Annotated in this window: 10 protein-coding genes and 2 tRNA genes; 2 read left to right on the forward strand and 10 right to left on the reverse strand. The window is 44.6% G+C overall.

Annotation, left to right across the window (positions count from 1 at the left end; all coding sequences use genetic code 11):
- Positions 1-521: RNA-guided endonuclease TnpB family protein (locus FC83_RS17475; RefSeq protein ID WP_236700835.1), on the forward strand; the 521-nt coding region annotated here is incomplete at its 5' end.
- A 332-nt stretch (positions 522-853) separates the two neighbouring features.
- On the opposite strand, the gene fusA is transcribed toward FC83_RS17475, so the two are convergent.
- From fusA to rpsL, 3 genes are all read right to left on the reverse strand, one after another.
- Positions 854-2956, reverse strand: coding sequence for an elongation factor G (gene fusA, locus FC83_RS12220; RefSeq protein ID WP_057002822.1), 2103 nt, complete (start codon positions 2954-2956; stop codon positions 854-856).
- 81 nt (positions 2957-3037) lie between these two features.
- Positions 3038-3508 carry a 30S ribosomal protein S7 gene (gene rpsG, locus FC83_RS12225; protein WP_035455378.1) on the reverse strand — a complete coding sequence of 157 codons (471 nt, stop codon included), beginning with the start codon at positions 3506-3508 and terminating at the stop codon, positions 3038-3040.
- Between the two features lie 37 nt (positions 3509-3545).
- Positions 3546-3959: a 30S ribosomal protein S12 gene (gene rpsL, locus FC83_RS12230; RefSeq protein ID WP_035455379.1), complete on the reverse strand. Its 414-nt coding sequence runs from the start codon at positions 3957-3959 to the stop codon at positions 3546-3548.
- A 276-nt stretch (positions 3960-4235) separates the two neighbouring features.
- On the opposite strand from rpsL, the gene FC83_RS12235 reads away from it, so the two are divergent.
- Positions 4236-4940, forward strand: coding sequence for a prepilin peptidase (locus FC83_RS12235; protein WP_052004975.1), 705 nt, complete (start codon positions 4236-4238; stop codon positions 4938-4940).
- Positions 4941-4994: 54 nt separating this feature from the next.
- On the opposite strand, the gene rpoC is transcribed toward FC83_RS12235, so the two are convergent.
- The 7 genes from rpoC to FC83_RS12270 form a co-directional block, all read right to left on the reverse strand.
- Positions 4995-8648, reverse strand: coding sequence for a DNA-directed RNA polymerase subunit beta' (gene rpoC, locus FC83_RS12240; protein ID WP_035455380.1), 3654 nt, complete (start codon positions 8646-8648; stop codon positions 4995-4997).
- 24 nt (positions 8649-8672) lie between these two features.
- Positions 8673-12263: a DNA-directed RNA polymerase subunit beta gene (rpoB, locus tag FC83_RS12245; RefSeq protein WP_035455383.1), complete on the reverse strand. Its 3591-nt coding sequence runs from the start codon at positions 12261-12263 to the stop codon at positions 8673-8675.
- Positions 12264-12533: 270 nt separating this feature from the next.
- Positions 12534-13796 carry a peptidase U32 family protein gene (locus FC83_RS12250; RefSeq protein ID WP_035455381.1) on the reverse strand — a complete coding sequence of 421 codons (1263 nt, stop codon included), beginning with the start codon at positions 13794-13796 and terminating at the stop codon, positions 12534-12536.
- Between the two features lie 15 nt (positions 13797-13811).
- Positions 13812-14735 (reverse strand): peptidase U32 family protein, encoded by a 924-nt coding sequence (locus FC83_RS12255; protein WP_057002823.1) that lies wholly within the window; start codon positions 14733-14735, stop codon positions 13812-13814.
- A 136-nt stretch (positions 14736-14871) separates the two neighbouring features.
- Positions 14872-17364, reverse strand: a complete 2493-nt coding sequence (locus tag FC83_RS12260) for an ATP-dependent Clp protease ATP-binding subunit (protein WP_057002824.1) — start codon at positions 17362-17364, stop codon at positions 14872-14874.
- A gap of 368 nt (positions 17365-17732) precedes the next feature.
- A tRNA-Pro gene (locus FC83_RS12265) sits at positions 17733-17806 on the reverse strand.
- Between the two features lie 24 nt (positions 17807-17830).
- Positions 17831-17902, reverse strand: a tRNA-Gly gene (locus tag FC83_RS12270).
- Positions 17903-17975: the final 73 nt, after the last annotated feature.

A 17975-nucleotide genomic window follows, 5' to 3' on the forward strand; every position in this document is an offset into this window, starting at 1 on the left:
GCCACTACAAAAATTTGCGGGCTAGCCTGCAAAGGCACAATACCAGAAATTCCAAACGACGTATCCGTCAAATGGGCAATAAAGAGAACCGCTGGATGACTGATATCAATCATCAGCTGTCTAAGACACTTATTGCGAAGTACGGACCAAATACCTTGTTTGTTTTAGAAGATCTGGTCAATGTTCGTTTTGCCACAGAAAAGACGGTCATAGATAAACGTTATGAGAAAGTATCTTGGGCATTTTATCAGCTGGAACAGATGTTGACCTACAAGGCTATTCAAGCAGGCGCTGCAGTTATCACGGTTAGTGCAGCTTATACCAGTCAGCGCTGTCCTCACTGTGGTGAGATCAAAAAGACGAATCGCAAGCATCAACTGCATGCCTATCAATGTTCAAACTGCGGTTACCAGTCTAATGACGACCGTGTCGGTGCCATGAACATTCAATACCTAGGTATCCAATATGTTGACGGCGTGAAAAAGCCCAAATTCAAAAAGAAAAAAAGTGCGAACGGGTAAACCTGTTCAATTGCCGGTGAAGTCAATCATCGGGCTGTTGGGATCCTTAGATAAGTAAGCCCAACAGTAAGTAACGCCAACACAAGCGCGTGCTTATCACATGCAAACTACGTGGGAGACCGGAAGGTTGTTAGACCACATAGCGTTAGGCGTAAGTCTAAAGGTATCTATCAGATGCCCTCACCACTTGGTGGTGAGAGACAAGCTCGGTACTTTAGTGCCGAGAACCATTGACTTTCCTTTTGAAGTGGTGTCAACCCCAGTTGACACCACTTTTTTTCCACAAAAAAAGCACCCTACCAGGTAGGATGCCTTTTGAAAAAATCAGTTGATTAATCAGCAGCTGGTACGTTGCCGCCATTTTTCTTGATGATTTCTTCTTGAATAGACTTAGGTACAGCTGAGTAATGGTCAAATGTCATGGTAAATGTCCCACGACCTTGGGTTGCAGAACGCAAGGTTGTGGCATAACCAAACATTTCAGACAGTGGTACAAAGGCATTAACAACTTGGGCATTGCCCCGAGCTTCCATACCTTCTACACGACCACGCCGAGCAGTAACTTGGCCCATTACGTCCCCAAGATATTCTTCAGGGGCAACGACTTCGACCTTCATGATTGGTTCCAAGATGACGGCACCAGCAGATTTAGCCGCATTGCGCAAAGCAATAGAGGCTGCAACTTTAAAGGCCGCTTCAGAGGAATCGACTTCATGGTAAGACCCATCATAAAGTTTAGCCTTAACGTCGATCAAAGGATAACCAGCTAAGACACCATTTGCCATAGATTCTTTCAAACCTTGTTCAACAGATGGAATATATTCACGAGGGACAACACCACCGACGATGGCGTTTTCGAATTCAAAGCCTTTACCTTCTTCGTTAGGTGTGAATTCAATCCAAACATCACCATATTGACCTTTACCACCGGACTGGCGGACAAACTTACCTTGTGCGGAAGTTTGTTTTGTAAAGGTTTCACGGTAAGCTACTTGAGGTTCACCGACTTTAGCGGCAACCTTGAATTCACGTTTCATCCGATCAACCATGATATCCAAATGCAATTCGCCCATGCCGGCGATCAGTGTTTCGCCAGTTTCAGGGTTGGTTTCAGCACGGAAGGTTGGATCTTCTTCAGCAAGTTTTTGCAAAGCGTTATCCAACTTATCACGATCTTCTTTAGAGTTTGGTTCGATGGAAACCTGAATAACTGGTTCAGGAATTTCCAAGGATTCCAAAATCAAAGGATGATCTTCAGATGTTAATGAGTCACCAGTAGTTGTATTCTTCAAACCAATGGCAGCTGCAATATCACCAGAGAATACTTCAGGAATTTCTTGACGGTGATTGGCGTGCATTTGCAGCAAACGACCAACACGTTCACGAGAATCCTTTGTGGCATTCAAGACATAAGAACCGGCTTCCAAAGTCCCAGTGTATACCCGAATGTAAGTCAGGCGACCTACGAATGGGTCAGTGGCAACTTTAAATGCCAAGGCTGCGAAGTCTTTATCGTCGCCGGCAATCAATTCAACTTTATCCCCAGTTTCAGGATCAGTGGCATGATATGGGCGAACGTCTAATGGTGATGGTAAATAATCAACAGTAGCATCCATCAACATTTGGACACCCTTGTTCTTGAAGGCAGAACCTGCAAGGACTGGGAAGAATTTCAAATCGATGGTTGCTTTACGAATAGCTTGACGCAATTCATCATTGCTGATGTCTTCGCCTTCAAGGTATTTGTCCATGATATCATCATCAACATCAGCGACAGCTTCAACTAATTCTTGGCGACGCTTTTCAGCTTGCTCTTTATAATCATCAGGAACATCAACCGTATCCCACTTTGTACCTAATTCATCTTCATCATACAAATCGGCTTTCATTTCGATTAAATCGATAACGCCTTCGAATTTATCTTCGGCGCCGATTGGCATTTGAATTGGATGGGCATTAGCTTGTAAGCGGTCATGTAACGTTGACACAGAATAGTCAAAATCAGCACCGATTTTGTCCATCTTGTTAACGAATACTAACCGGGGCACGCCATAAGTGGTTGCTTGGCGCCAGACGTTTTCGGTTTGGGGTTCAACACCGGATTGGGCATCTAAGACAGTGATGGCACCGTCTAAGACCCGTAAAGAACGTTCAACTTCGATTGTGAAGTCCACGTGCCCTGGGGTATCAATGATATTGATACGCGTATCTTTCCATTGGGCAGTTGTTGCGGCTGAAGTGATTGTTATACCACGTTCTTGTTCTTGGGCCATCCAGTCCATTTGTGAAGCCCCTTCGTGGGTTTCACCAATTTTATGAATTTTACCAGTGTAGTATAAAATACGCTCAGTGGTCGTAGTTTTACCAGCATCGATATGGGCCATGATCCCGATATTACGTGTCTTAGCTAATGGGAATTCACGGGTATTTGCCATGAAACAGTTTGCTCCTCTCTATACAAAAACCCACAACAGATCAAATCTGCCCGTGAGTTTAAATAGCTTCCAAAAAAAATTTTACCAGCGATAATGTGCGAATGCCCGGTTGGCATCAGCCATTTTATGTGTATCTTCACGTTTCTTAACAGCTGCACCAGTGTTATTGGCTGCATCCATTACTTCATTAGCCAAACGTTGATCCATTGTATGTTCGCCACGAAGACGTGCATAGTTAACGATCCAACGTAAGCCCAATGTTGTCCGACGTTCAGGGCGAACTTCGATTGGTACTTGGTAGTTAGACCCACCAATACGGCGAGCTTTAACTTCAAGAACAGGCATAACGTTCTTCATAGCTTGTTCGAAAACTTCAAGGGGATCGTTACCTGTTTTTTCTTTAACGATATCAAATGCATCATATAAAATTGTTGATGCAGTGCCCCGCTTACCATCAACCATCAAATGGTTGATCAAACGAGTGACTAATTTAGAATTGTACATTGGATCTGGTAATACGTCGCGTTGCGCGATGTGCCCTTTTCTTGGCATGTGTCATAACCTCCTAAAAATGTTAAATGAATGTGTTTTATTTCTTAGGTCTCTTAGTCCCATATTTAGAACGGCCTTGCATACGGTCAGTTACACCGGCAGTATCCAATGCGCCACGAACGATATGGTAACGAACACCAGGTAAATCCTTAACACGGCCACCACGAATTAAAACCACACTATGTTCTTGCAAGTTATGGCCAATACCAGGAATGTAAGCTGTCACTTCAATTAAGTTAGACAAGCGCACACGGGCATATTTCCGTAAAGCTGAGTTAGGTTTCTTAGGGGTCATTGTTCCGACACGCGTTGCGACACCACGTTTTTGTGGTGCTGGATTTTTGACCATTGCTTTCTTCATACTGTTGTAACCGAAGTTCAAAGCAGGTGAATCAGATTTAGTTGTCCGACTCTTACGACCTTTGCGTACTAATTGATTAACTGTAGGCATTATTATCCTCCTCAAGAATGTTTTTTGTCTCCTGGTGGGGATTTAAGTCCACACATCCAGGTGTTCTTTTTTAGGCAAAAAAATAAGCAATTATTTGCATATGGCTTCACTGTCAGCCAGCACGTTATATATATATTAAATATTAACACTGCACAGAAAAGTACCTAAACAAATATACCAGCATCCCCCATCAGTGTCAACCTCCTTTCTAATTTAATTGCGGTTGATACCCTTAGCGTAATTTAAGAATACTAGCAAATTTTTGAGGTGATCAACGTGTTTTATCTTTGTTTAGGACTACTGGGGACTTGTTTAGCTTCTTTTATGGGATGTGCCGCCCAGCGCTTACCCCAAGGCCGCAGTTTATTAGGCCGCTCAAGCTGTGACACCTGCGGACAAACGCTGGCCTGGCATGATTTGTTACCCATTTTGGGTTTTTTAAAAACTGGGGGCAAGGCCCGTTGCTGTCAAGCGCCCATTGATCCTGGCTTACCCCTTGCCGAACTGCTCAGTGGACTGGTGCTATGTGCCTTGGTGCAAGCCCATTTGCCCTTGACTTGGCCCAATGGATTCGTGCTGATGACCTGGTTTTTAGTATTACTGGGTTTAAGTTTGCTGGATCACTGTTACCAATTTATTTACCCGGTGCTGCTGTTGCCCTTAGTGGCCACTTACTGGTTGCGCCCTGGGTTGTCTTTAACAACGTTTTACCAAGCCGTGTTGTTAGGCTTGGGCTTGTTAGTGGGTTTAGGGGCATTTGCCAAAGTGACCCAAGGGTTAGGCCAAGGCGATGTGTATGTCTTAAGTGTTATTGGGTTTCAATTTGGGCTGGCAGTTGTTTTATGGACGTTAATTTTTGGCTGTGGCCTGTGCTTATTGGTTTGCCTGTCCCATTATTTAAGGGGACGCTTCGAGCCAAATGCCCCCTTGGCCTTTATTCCCTATTTAACCATCGGTTTAGCTTTGACGCAAATTCGCTAAAAAAAGAAGCTGGCAACTGGAAAAAACCAGCAGTCAGCTTCTTTAAATGGCTATTTATTTGTCATCTTTTTTGGATTCATCGGCGTGGAGTTGTTTTTCTAAATCTGAAATAGAATAAACATTTTCAGACGTTGCCCCAACACTTTGCGGTTCCATATGCCGATACTTCGGCATACCGGTCCCGGCTGGGATGATCTTACCAATGATAACATTTTCCTTCAAACCAACTAATGGATCGTTCTTACCGCGAATAGACGCATCCGTCAAGACACGAGTTGTTTCCTGGAAGGAAGCAGCTGATAAGAAACTATTGGTTTCAAGAGAGGCCTTCGTGATCCCTAAGAGCACTGGTCGGCCAGTGGCAGGAATGCCACCGTCGATCAAGGTCTTATGGTTTTGAATACTAAAGTCATTGATATCTAACAACGTCCCAGGCAAGATATCGGTATCACCAGGATCTAAGACCCGAATCTTCCGGAGCATTTGCCGAACCATAACTTCAATATGCTTATCACTGATTTCCACACCTTGCATACGGTAAACTTTTTGCACTTCACCTAAGACATAGTTTTCAGTAGCAATTTCATCACGAACTTTAATTAATTGTTTTGGATCCACAGACCCACCGGTCAGCTTGTCCCCACGTTCCACATGATCGCCTTCAGCGACGATGATGTTAGAGACGTAAGGCACACTATAAGTCCGGGTATCAGTGGTCCCTTCAACGGTAATTTCTCTGGTATGTTCAGCTGGATTTTCATCAACGGCTGAAATTTCACCAGTTACTTCGGTGATTGTCGCAAGCCCTTTAGGGTTACGCGCTTCGAAGATTTCTTGGATACGGGGTAGCCCTTGGGTAATATCTTCGCCGCCGGCAACACCGCCGGTATGGAAGTTACGCATGGTCAACTGGGTACCAGGTTCGCCGATAGATTGGGCAGCCACAGTCCCAACTGCTTCCCCAACTTCGACTTCTTCACCAATGGCTAAGTTACGACCGTAACACTTCTTGCAGACACCATGGTTGGTGTTACATGTGAAGACAGAGCGGATAGTAACCTTGGTCACACCAGCATTCACGATTTTTTGGGCAATATCTTCGTCCATTAATTCGTTTTTGCCAATGATCTTAGCGCCAGTTTCAGGATCAAAGACGGATTTCATGGTATAACGGCCAACTAAACGATCGTAAAGTGGTTCGATGATTTCATTACCATCACGAATAGCTGTGACTTCTAAGCCGCGATCAGTGCCGCAATCTTCTTCACGGACGATAACGTCTTGGGCCACATCAACCAAACGCCGGGTCAAGTAACCAGAATCGGCGGTCTTCAAGGCCGTATCAGTCATGCCTTTACGAGCCCCGTGGGTACTCATAAACATTTCCATGACGGATAAGCCTTCCCGGAAGTTTGAAGTAACGGGTACTTCCATCATCCCACCGTTAGGGGCGGCCATCAAACCACGCATCCCAGCTAACTGGGTAAAGTTTGAAATGTTACCCCGGGCCCCGGAATCACTCATCATAGAAATTGGGTTAGATGAATCGAAACTGTCGATCAGTTTTTGTTGGATATCATCCTTGGCGTCATTCCAAATGCTGATAACGCGGTTATGCCGTTCTTCGTCGGTAATTAAACCACGCCGGAATTGTTTGGAAACCGTCGCAACTTTCTTATGAGCTTCTTCAACAATTGCTGGTTTTTCTTGTAAGGTAGGCACATCGGCAACCCCAACGGTTAAGCCGGAGTCCGTACAGATGGTATAACCTAATTCTTTCATATCATCCAACAATTCAGAAGTCCGTTGTACTTTATACACTTTGAAGACTTGGGCGATAATATCACTCAAGAAGCCCTTCTTGAATGGATCGATCAATGGGGCATTGGCAATCTTATCATTGATGTTTTCGCCTTTGGCAACGAAATACTTGTCAGGGACACCATTGACGATATTATCGTTAGTGGGTTCATTCAAGTATGGGAAGTCTGCGGGTAAAATTTGGTTAAAGACAGCTTTACCAACAGACGTCATCATAATGCTTTCCCGTTGGTCATCTTTAAATGGCTTTTCAGTCATGGCGGCAATGGACAAGCCAATTCTAGTATGCAAATGCACATCGCCGTTCTTATAAGCCATTACCACTTCATTCACATCTTTGAAGATCATGCCTTGACCTTCACGATCGCGTTCTTCAAGGGTCAAGTAGTAGTTCCCTAACACAACGTCTTGAGATGGGGTAACGATTGGTTTACCATCTCTTGGTGCCAAGATATGATGGGCCGCTAACATCAGCATCCGCGCTTCAGCTTGGGCTTCGTCAGATAATGGCACGTGGACGGCCATTTGGTCCCCATCAAAATCGGCATTATAGGCTTCACAAGCAAGTGGGTGTAAGCGAATGGATTTCCCATCAACTAACACGGGTTCAAAAGCTTGGATCCCTAATCTATGCAACGTAGGTGCCCGGTTCAACATAACGGGACGTTCTTTGATGACATCTTCTAAGACATCCCAGACATCGTCATCTTGGCGTTCAATTTTGCGTTTAGCATTTTTAATGTTAGAGGCAATTTCCCGCTTAACTAATTCCCGCATGACAAATGGTTTGAATAATTCCAACGCCATTTCCCGAGGCAGGCCACATTGATAGAACTTCAACGTTGGGCCCACATCGATAACGGAACGGCCAGAATAATCCACCCGTTTACCTAACAAGTTTTGGCGGAAACGACCTTGTTTCCCTTTTAAGAGGTGCGACAAGGATTTCAATGGCCGATTCCCAGGGCCAGTAACTGGGCGGCCCCGGCGACCATTATCGATCAAAGCGTCAACGGCTTCTTGTAACATCCGTTTTTCGTTTTGCACGATGATGTTTGGTGCTTTCAAATCTAACAGACGTTTCAACCGGTTATTACGGTTGATCACCCGGCGGTACAAGTCATTTAAATCAGAAGTGGCAAAACGGCCACCTTCTAGTTGGACCATTGGCCGTAAATCAGGCGGAATCACTGGAATACAATCCATAACCATCCATTCTGGTAAATTGCCCCCTGTGCGGAAAGCTTCCAAAATGTCTAAGCGATGGATCGCCCGGATCCGTTTTTGGCCTTGGGCGGTCTTTAAGTCTTCTTTTAAGCCTTTAACTTCTTTGTCCAAATCAACATCTTGGAGTAATTCCTTGATGGCTTCGGCACCCATTTTGGCGTTAAAAGCATGACCATATTGTTCTAATTTATCCCGGTATTCTCTTTCGGTGAGTAATTGTTTCTTCTCAAGGGAAGTGTCACCAGCATCGATAACCACGTAAGATGCGAAGTAAATGATTTCTTCCAAAGCTCTTGGGCTCATGTCCAAAACCAAACCCATCCGGCTTGGGATACCTTTGAAGTACCAAATATGAGATACAGGTGCGGCTAATTCAATGTGACCCATACGTTCCCGACGAACTTTAGAACGTGTCACTTCAACCCCACAACGATCACAGACGATCCCCTTATAGCGAATCCGCTTGTATTTCCCACAGGCACATTCCCAGTCTTTAGTTGGGCCGAAGATGCGTTCATCAAACAAACCGTCTTTTTCTGGTTTTAAAGTCCGGTAGTTGATCGTTTCTGGCTTTTTAACTTCGCCATAAGACCAACTGCGGATTTTATCAGCAGACGCTAAACCGATTTGCATGCTCTCAAATTTATTGACGTCTATCAAATGGTCGACCTCCTATTGTCAGTTCTACTTGTTTTGGTCGTTGTCAGCTTTGGCAGCAGCCTTTTGAGCTTCTTCCTTAGCTTTCTTTTCTTCTTGTTCCTTGGCATATTTCGTTAAGGCATCTACACTAACTACGTCATCGTCTTCATCATCCATATCACGAAGTTCGATTTCTTGTTTGTCGGCATCTAAGACCTTCATGTCTAAGCCTAAGGATTGTAATTCCTTGACCAATACCCGGAAGGATTCTGGGACACCAGGTTTTGGAATTGGTTCCCCTTTGACAATGGCTTCATAAGTCTTCACGCGACCAACCACGTCATCGGATTTGTAAGTTAGGATTTCTTGCAGCGTATAAGCAGCCCCATAAGCTTCAAGGGCCCAAACTTCCATTTCACCAAAACGCTGGCCCCCAAATTGGGCTTTACCACCTAAAGGCTGTTGCGTAACTAATGAGTAAGGTCCGATGGAACGGGCATGTAACTTGTCGTCAACCATGTGGGCTAACTTCATGTAATACATGACCCCAACGGAAACCCGGTTATCAAATGGTTCCCCAGTGCGACCATCATATAAAACAGACTTCCCATCAGAAGCCATGCCAGCTTCTTTAACAGTGTCCCATAAATCGTCTTCTTGGGCCCCATCAAAGACTGGCGTGGAGACATGGATACCTAAGTTTCTAGCAGCCATCCCTAAATGCAATTCCAAGACCTGTCCGATATTCATCCGAGAAGGCACACCCATTGGGTTCAATAAAATATCCACAGGTGTTCCATCTGGTAAGAATGGCATATCTTCTTCAGGTACGACGATGGATACTGTCCCTTTGTTACCGTGACGGCCGGCCATCTTATCCCCCACTTGGATCTTACGTTTCTGGGTGATATAAACGCGAACCATCATGTTGACACCAGGTGACAATTCGTCGCCGGCTTCTCTGGTAAAGATTTTCACATCTTGAATAATACCGCCGCCGCCATGAGGTACCCGCAAGGAAGTATCCCGGACTTCACGGGCCTTTTCACCAAAGATCGCATGTAATAAGCGTTCTTCTGCAGAAAGTTCTGTGACACCCTTAGGCGTTACTTTCCCAACTAAGATATCCCCATCACGGACTTCAGCCCCAATCCGGATAATCCCAAATTCATCTAGGTTCTTCAAGGCATCTTCCCCGACGTTAGGAATTTCACGGGTGATTTCCTCAGGACCTAATTTGGTATCCCGGGCTTCAGATTCATATTCTTCAATATGGATCGACGTATAAACATCATCTTTAACTAATTTTTCAGATAACACAACGGCATCTTCAAAGTTGTACATGTTCCAAGTCATGAAGGCAATCAATGGGTTTTGGCCTAAAGCTAATTCCCCATTTTCCATGGCTGGCCCATCGGCAATGATCTCACTCTTGTCCACATGGTCGCCCACGCTGACAATTGGCCGTTGGTTATAACTCTTACCGGCATTTGACCGGCGGAATTTGGTTAACGTATATTTATCTAATGAACTGTCTTCACGGCGAATGCGCACTGTTTTGGCATCCACATATTCAACCGTCCCAGCTTCTTTGGCTAACAAAGCTGTCCCTGAATCATGGGCCGCGATGTATTCCATCCCAGTCCCAACTAATGGGGCATGGGGATTGACCAATGGTACGGCTTGACGTTGCATGTTGGCACCCATCAAGGCCCGGTTGGAGTCATCGTTTTCCAAGAAAGGAATGCAGGCAGTGGCTACGGCAACTACTTGTTTAGGTGAAACGTCCATGTAATCCACCCGTTCAGGGCTGATTTCAATGTTGTCATCTTTATGCCGTGCTAAGACACGTTCGTCTTCAAAAGACCCATCATCATTTAATGGGGAGTTGGCTTGGGCGACGATGTATTCATCTTCTTCATCAGCGGTTAAGTAATCGATTTTGTCGGTTACTTTATGGCTGGTCCAATCCACCCGACGATAAGGGGTTTCAATAAAGCCATAGCGATTGACCACGGCGTAACTGGCTAAACTATTGATCAAGCCGATATTAGGACCTTCTGGGGTTTCAATTGGACACATCCGGCCGTAATGGGTATAGTGCACGTCCCGGACTTCATAACCGGCCCGGTCTCTGGTCAAACCACCAGGGCCCAAGGCAGATAAGCGGCGTTTATGGGTCAATTCACCCAATGGGTTGGTTTGATCCATGAATTGTGACAATTGGGAAGACCCAAAGAATTCCTTGATGGAAGCTACAACTGGGCGAATATTGATCAATTGTTGTGGGGTAACGGTAGACGTATCTTGAATAGACATTCTTTCCCGAACGACCCGTTCCATTCTGGATAAACCGATACGGAATTGGTTTTGGAGTAATTCACCCACGGAACGAATCCGCCGGTTACCCAAGTGATCAATATCATCCGTTGAACCAATGCCTTCTTGTAAGTTCAAGAAGTAGTTCATCGCTGCCAAAATATCAGCTGGGATCACATGTTTCACTTTAGGGTCGATATGACCATTGCCAATCAAGTTAACTTCTTGATCTAAGTTGGCCTTAGAATAGACTTTGATAATCTGTAAAACCACTGGATCTTTCAAAACACCTTCATCAGAAGGTTGGAAAGTGTAGGTCTTGAAATCGTCCCGTTTCAAATAAGGCGCCAATTTATCCATGACTTTCCGATCGACTAAATCACCCTTTTGGGCAATAACTTCACCAGTATCTGGATCAGCTAAAGTTTCTGCTAGGGTTTGGTTCAAAAGACGGGTCTTTAAGTTTAACTTCTTATTGATCTTATAACGACCAACAGAAGCTAAATCATAACGCTTAGGATCAAAGAAACGTGCATATAGCAAAGAACGTGAGCTATCGGCTGTCTTAGGTTCACCTGGACGTAAACGTTCATAAACATCTTTTAAAGCCTCGTCAGTCCGAGAGTCTTCAGTATTTTTATGCACATCTTTTTCCAAGGTCAGCATCAAGGATTCATTTTCACCAAAAATATCGATGATATCAGAATCAGAGCCAAAACCTAATGCCCGCACTAACTCACTCATAGGGATCTTACGGGTCCGATCAATACGGACATAAGCAATCCGCTTAGCATCAGTTTCATATTCTAGCCAAGCACCCCGGTTAGGAATAACCGTTGTCCCATAAGTTGTCCGACTATTTTTATCCACATCAGAATGGAAGTAAACGCCAGGAGAACGCACCAACTGGGATACAATAACCCGTTCTGCACCATTGATAATGAAAGTCCCTTGTTCAGTCATTAATGGGAAGTCACCAAAGAACACATCTTGGGTCTTAATTTCACCAGTTTCATGGTTGGTTAATTTCAAGGTGACGTGTAGTGGTGCTGAATAGTTGGCATCGTGTTGACGAGCCTCTTCTACAGTATATTTGGGTTCTAATAGCTGATAGTCCACAAATTCTAACGATAAGTTACCAGCAAAGTCATCGATTGGCATGATATCGTCAAACATCTCACGCAATCCTTCATCCAAAAACCATTGATAGGAATTTGTCTGAATTTCAATCAAATTTGGCAATTGCAATACTTCTTTAATGCGAGCATAGCTTCTGCGAGTGCGGTGTTTGCCGTAATTTACTAAATGTTCTGCCAAATCATTCACCCTTTCTTTGAATTCCATGGCCCGTCAAACTTAAACAAATTATTAAGATTTGTTTAAGATTTCAAAAATTAACGCTTTTTAAGCAAAAAAAAACCAAAAGAAGCACAAATCACTTGAACTACTTTTGTTTTTTTATATAGTCGCCATGGACAATAGATCACAGCGGCTTTACTTAACGACCACAGTTTTACGAATCGATTAACAGTATATAACGAATTTTATTTAAAGTCAACACCTTGACTCATCAAGGTCATGCGGCCATTAACGCTGGACGCGAGCGGGCTTTTCAATAGCTTGAGCCCGAATAAAATCACCCGTTTGCACGGGGTATGGGCAGTTGAAGTGAACCACTTGCATGGCATGAGGTGCCCGTTCAATGGCTAAGTCATCCTCATCAAACAATTCGGTGACCGTTTGATGGTAGTGGGTGAAGTTAGGGCCATAGAACTCGATTTGATCACCAATGCCAAAATTGTTCCGTTGTTGCACCGTCACCACTTGGGCTTGGGCGTCATAGGCTAAGACTTGGCCGATGAACTTAAATTGCGGCCGCTTGCGCCGCTTACCAAACAGCTCATCATCTGCTGTGGGCGTATTGAAGTAAAAGCCCGTGGACATTTCCCGCTGGGCCACTTTCCACAATTCATCAACTAAGGCTTCATCTAATTGATAGTTCACTGGATCCGCACAATAATCGCTCACTGCTTTGTGATACACGTTAGACACAGTCGACACGTAATGCACCGTCTTCATCCGGCCTTCGATCTTCAAACTATTGACACCAGCCTCGATCAATTCAGGGATATGTTCAATCATGGCCATATCCACGGCACTCATGGAGAAGTCTTCTACCTTACCGTCAGCGTTTTCCCCTAACAGCTCTGTTTTATCCCCTAAGACTGGCATCTCATATAGGTCATATTTCCAGCGGCAATTTTGGGCACAGCCGCCGCGATTAGCATCCCGTAATCCCATATGATTAGACAATACACACCGACCTGAATAGCCAATACACATCGCCCCATGAATAAAGGCTTCGATCTCAATATCCGTATGTTTGCGGATTTCTTTGATCTCATCAAGGCCGACTTCTCGGGCTAAGACAATCCGCTCTAACCCTAAATCTTGCCAAAATTTCAACGTTTCCCAATTGGTAGCTGACGCTTGGGTGGACAAATGCACGGCCAACCCAGGGGCTTGGGTAATGGCAATTTCAATCAAAGATGGATCAGAGACGATCACGGCATCAATGTGATGATCCCGGACCTGGCGGAAGTAGTCCCCAGCCCCTTGTATATCCCCTTCATGGGCTACAATATTCGCGGCCACATAGACTTTGGCTTGGTGAGCATGGGCATAGGCTGCGCCTTCAGCCATTTCGGCAAATGAGAAATTACCGGCCCGAGATCGCAAGCCATAAGCATCGCCACCAATATAAACGGCGTCAGCACCATAATCAATGGCTACTTTTAATTTTTCCATGGTGCCAGCTGGCGCCAAGACTTCTGGTTTATTTTTTATCATCTATCTTACACCTCATTATTTCACTTCACTGGGATCAATTTTGAAAAAACCGGTATCTAATTGCCGATTAGCCGGTTGATTCGCTTGGACCAGGTTCTCTAGGTCGGCTATCTTGGCAGCCGTTAAACTTTGACTAGCCAACCAATCCCGAGCCTGGGCAAAGGCCTGGGCAATTTTCGGAAAATTATCTGGGTCGGCAAAAACCCCATCTAAAAACCAGTGACTCACTGGTAAAGCGGCCAGCTTAGGCAATTGGGTCATTAAGTCCACATCATTATTGGCAAAAACATGGGTCCCATTCATATCTTCATAAATCGAATAATGGGTATCGGGCTTATGGGGTTCGGCAATAAACAGTCCCTTGGCCCGATCCAGCTTGTCTTGATGTGCTTGAACAAAATTGAAGTAATTACTCAGTAAAGGCCGGCCAGACTGATGAATAGCTGTCGCCCCATAAACTAACATTTGCAAAGGAATTTTGACATTAGGCACCAAGTCTACTAGCTCTCTGTAGGGAACTTCATTGGCGATAACTGCGCCCTTGGCCCCCTGTTGGGCCCAGAAGTTGATCTGCCGGGAATTTGTCACCAAATCAGCGCCATCGTACCAGTAATCCAAGTCCAGTTGGCTTTGGTGCAAAATCCGAATAGCCCCGGGATCGCCGATGGTGATGCGATCAACTTTTTGTTGTGCTAAAAACTGCAGGTAGTCCAACACGTGGACAATGCGGTCATTATGAAAAATGGCATTAACTGCCACTTGAATTTGTTTACCCTGAGCGTGGACCCGTTCAATCAAAGTCGTCAGTTCCGCCCGTTGAAAACTATGAGGTAATCTTAAGCCGAAGTAATCTTCTCCAGCATATATGGTATCAACACCAGCGTGCATCAAGGCTTCCGCCTGGTCAATGGACGCCACACTCGCGATTAATTCTGTCATTTATCGGCCAACTCCTAAATTAGTTCTTCTACAAAAATAACATAACTTATCAACGATAGCACGAAACTGACAGAAAGAATAGGGAATCCACTAAAAAAGCGCACCCGATCTTCTCGGGTACGCCCTTAAAATGCAATTAGGATTTAACTTTGTCTTGAGGTTTGTTTTTATCTTCAGGTTCTTTCACAGAAACCGTGATCTTACCCTTAGAAGCACCTACCGTAATGCTATCACCGCTCTTGATTTGACCGGTCAATAAGGATTCACTGACCTTGTCTTCAATTTGCGTTTGGATAGCCCGACGGATTGGCCGTGCCCCATATTCAGGATCAAAGCCAGCCGCCGCCACAGCATCTAAAGCTGCATTGGTAATCTTAACTTTGATTTCTTGCTCAGCCAAACGTTTGATAACGGTCTTGGACATGATCTTAACGATTTGCCGTAATTCATCTTTATCCAATGGATGGAAAACAACAGTTTCATCGATCCGGTTCAAGAATTCAGGCCGGAAGAAGCGTTTCATTTCTTCCATGATCCGACTGCGCATTGCTGGATAATCTTGGCTAGCCTTTTCAGCACCAAAGCCCACGGATTTTTCATCCCGCAAGGCTGTTGCCCCAAGGTTGGAAGTCAAGATTAAAATCGTGTTGCGGAAGTCGACCCGACGCCCTTTGGCATCGGTCAAGTAACCATCATCTAATACCTGCAATAAGATATTGAAGATATCTGGATGAGCTTTTTCCACTTCATCAAAGAGGACAACGGAATAAGGTTTATTCCGGACTTTTTCAGTTAATTGTCCCCCTTCATCATAGCCTACGTAGCCAGGAGGTGACCCGATCAACCGAGAAGTTGTATATTGTTCTTGGTACTCCGACATGTCCACTCTGATCATGTTGTCTTCAGAACCAAACATCGCTTCAGCCAAGGCTTTGGCTAATTCGGTTTTACCAACCCCAGTAGGGCCTAAGAACATGAAGGAACCAATTGGGCGGTTAGGATCTTTCAAGCCACTGCGAGCCCGACGAATTGCCCGAGCAACGGCAGAAATAGCTTCTTCTTGACCCACGACCCGTTTGTGCAAAATACTTTCCAAGTTGACCAGGCGGGCACTTTCACTCTTTTGCAATTGTGTCAGTGGGACACCAGTCCATTCAGAAACAACTTGGGCCACATCTTCGCCAGTAACTTTGATATCTTTGCGGATACCGTCTGTCTGGGCATCGGATTCTGAAGCCAATTTGTCCTTCAAGGCCATTTCGTCTTCCCGATAGTTGGCGGCTTTTTCAAAGTCTTGGTTTTCAATAGCCTTTTCCTTCTTAGTGACCAGGCTATCTAATTGTTGTTGCAGCTTATCACTTGGTGACAAGTTGTCAGCAGCATCCAAGCGGACCTTTGCAGCAGATTCATCTACCAAGTCAATCGCCTTATCTGGTAGGAAACGACCAGTGATGTAACGGGAGGACAAGACAACAGCTTGATGCAACGCCTCATCGGTGATCGTCACACCATGATGCTCTTCATAACGTCCCCGCAGACCCTTTAGAATTTGTTCTGCTTCTTCAGGGGTAGGTTCGTTAACTTGAATCGTCGCAAACCGACGTTCCAAAGCGGCATCTCTTTCAATATACTTTTGATATTCATCTAAGGTGGTTGCCCCGATCAATTGCAATTCGCCACGGGCTAAGGCAGGTTTCAAAATGTTAGAGGCATCAATAGCCCCTTCAGCACCGCCGGCACCAATTAAGGTATGCAATTCATCAATGAATAAAATGACATTGCCATCTTGATAAATTTCATCAATTACTTTCTTTAAACGGTCTTCGAATTCGCCACGGTATTTCGTCCCAGCGACTAAAGAACCCATATCTAGCATCATCAAACGTTTATTATACATATCACTTGGCACATTATGATCATTGATTCGTTGGGCAAGGCCTTCAGCAATCGCTGTTTTACCAACACCGGGTTCCCCGATGAGGACTGGATTGTTTTTAGTCCGCCGACTTAGAATTTGAATGACCCGCTTAACTTCTTTGTCCCGACCAACAACTGGATCCATCCGGCCTTCAGCAGCCGATTGGGTCAAGTCCCGAGCCAAGGAATCCAAAGTTGGGGTGCCTTGTTTGTCAGCACGACGCTTAGGGGCCGCAACCCGACGTTTAGCACTAGCTTCTGTAATCCCCATTTTCTTCAATAGCACTTGCCGTGTTTTAGACAAGCTTAAGCCAAGATTAGAGATAATACGTGATGCCAATACATCATCTTCGTGCAACAACCCAAGTAAAATGTGCTCTGTACCAATCTTCATAGCACCAAGACGTTTAGCTTCATCCCCAGCGAAAGTTAAAATTTGCTTTGCTTTTGGTGAATATGGCAGATAGGCTTCTTTTTGATCGTCCGGATTAGCGTTTGAAGAACCATAACCCGTAAACCGCTCAATTTCTTCTTTAACATCATCTGGTGTGATGGTGAGTTGTCGTAAAGTCTTACCAGCAACGCCATCATTTTCCAAAACAAGTGCCATTAACAAATGTTCCGTTCCGACTGCGTGATGATGGAAAAATTTAGCCTGTTCCTGCGCAAGCGCTAATACGTTCTTAGCACTGGGCGTAAATAGATTATCCAAGTTTACCCCTCACTTTCATGCTTTGATTTAACTCCTATACTATTAACTATACCGAATTTACCCTAAAGTTACCAATTAACCTTAAACTAAAATATTGTCTTTGTTAAAAAACAATGGGGTATGCCTGAGAAACGGGCTTACTTATAATAGTTATTTAATTATACACGGGCACCAAATAAAAACAAGCTTTATGGCGTAATTAGTATAACTGCCCGTATTATAACGATAAATTCGGAAAATTAAAAGTACTCTGCCTTAGTCTTAATCTTAGCACGGCCGTCAAGGGGGGTAAAACCTTGTGCTACCGGCAAACAAATAGGAACCAGCCCGCACATTTAGTTAGGCTGATTCCTATCATTTAGCATTGATCGGGAAAACAAGATTTGAACTTGCGACCCCTACGTCCCGAACGTAGTGCTCTACCAAGCTGAGCTACTTCCCGATAAGGTTATAAAAATACAAAAAAAGCGGAAGACGAGATTCGAACTCGCGACCCCCACCATGGCAAGGTGATGTTCTACCACTGAACTACTTCCGCATAAATTATTTAATTAGTCGGGAAAACAGGATTCGAACCTGCGACCCCCTGGTCCCAAACCAGGTGCTCTACC

Source organism: Agrilactobacillus composti DSM 18527 = JCM 14202 (assembly GCF_001436375.1).
Classification (GTDB): domain Bacteria; phylum Bacillota; class Bacilli; order Lactobacillales; family Lactobacillaceae; genus Agrilactobacillus; species Agrilactobacillus composti.

What these genes read in the sequence shown, in the direction of transcription:
- fusA (WP_057002822.1), bottom strand. Translation starts at nt 2,956, where the DNA reads ATGGCAAATACCCGTGAATTCCCATTAGCTAAGACACGTAATATCGGG.
- rpsL (WP_035455379.1), bottom strand. Translation starts at nt 3,959, where the DNA reads ATGCCTACAGTTAATCAATTAGTACGCAAAGGTCGTAAGAGTCGGACA.
- FC83_RS12250 (WP_035455381.1), bottom strand. Translation starts at nt 13,796, where the DNA reads ATGATAAAAAATAAACCAGAAGTCTTGGCGCCAGCTGGCACCATGGAA.
- rpsG (WP_035455378.1), bottom strand. Translation starts at nt 3,508, where the DNA reads ATGCCAAGAAAAGGGCACATCGCGCAACGCGACGTATTACCAGATCCA.
- FC83_RS12255 (WP_057002823.1), bottom strand. Translation starts at nt 14,735, where the DNA reads ATGACAGAATTAATCGCGAGTGTGGCGTCCATTGACCAGGCGGAAGCC.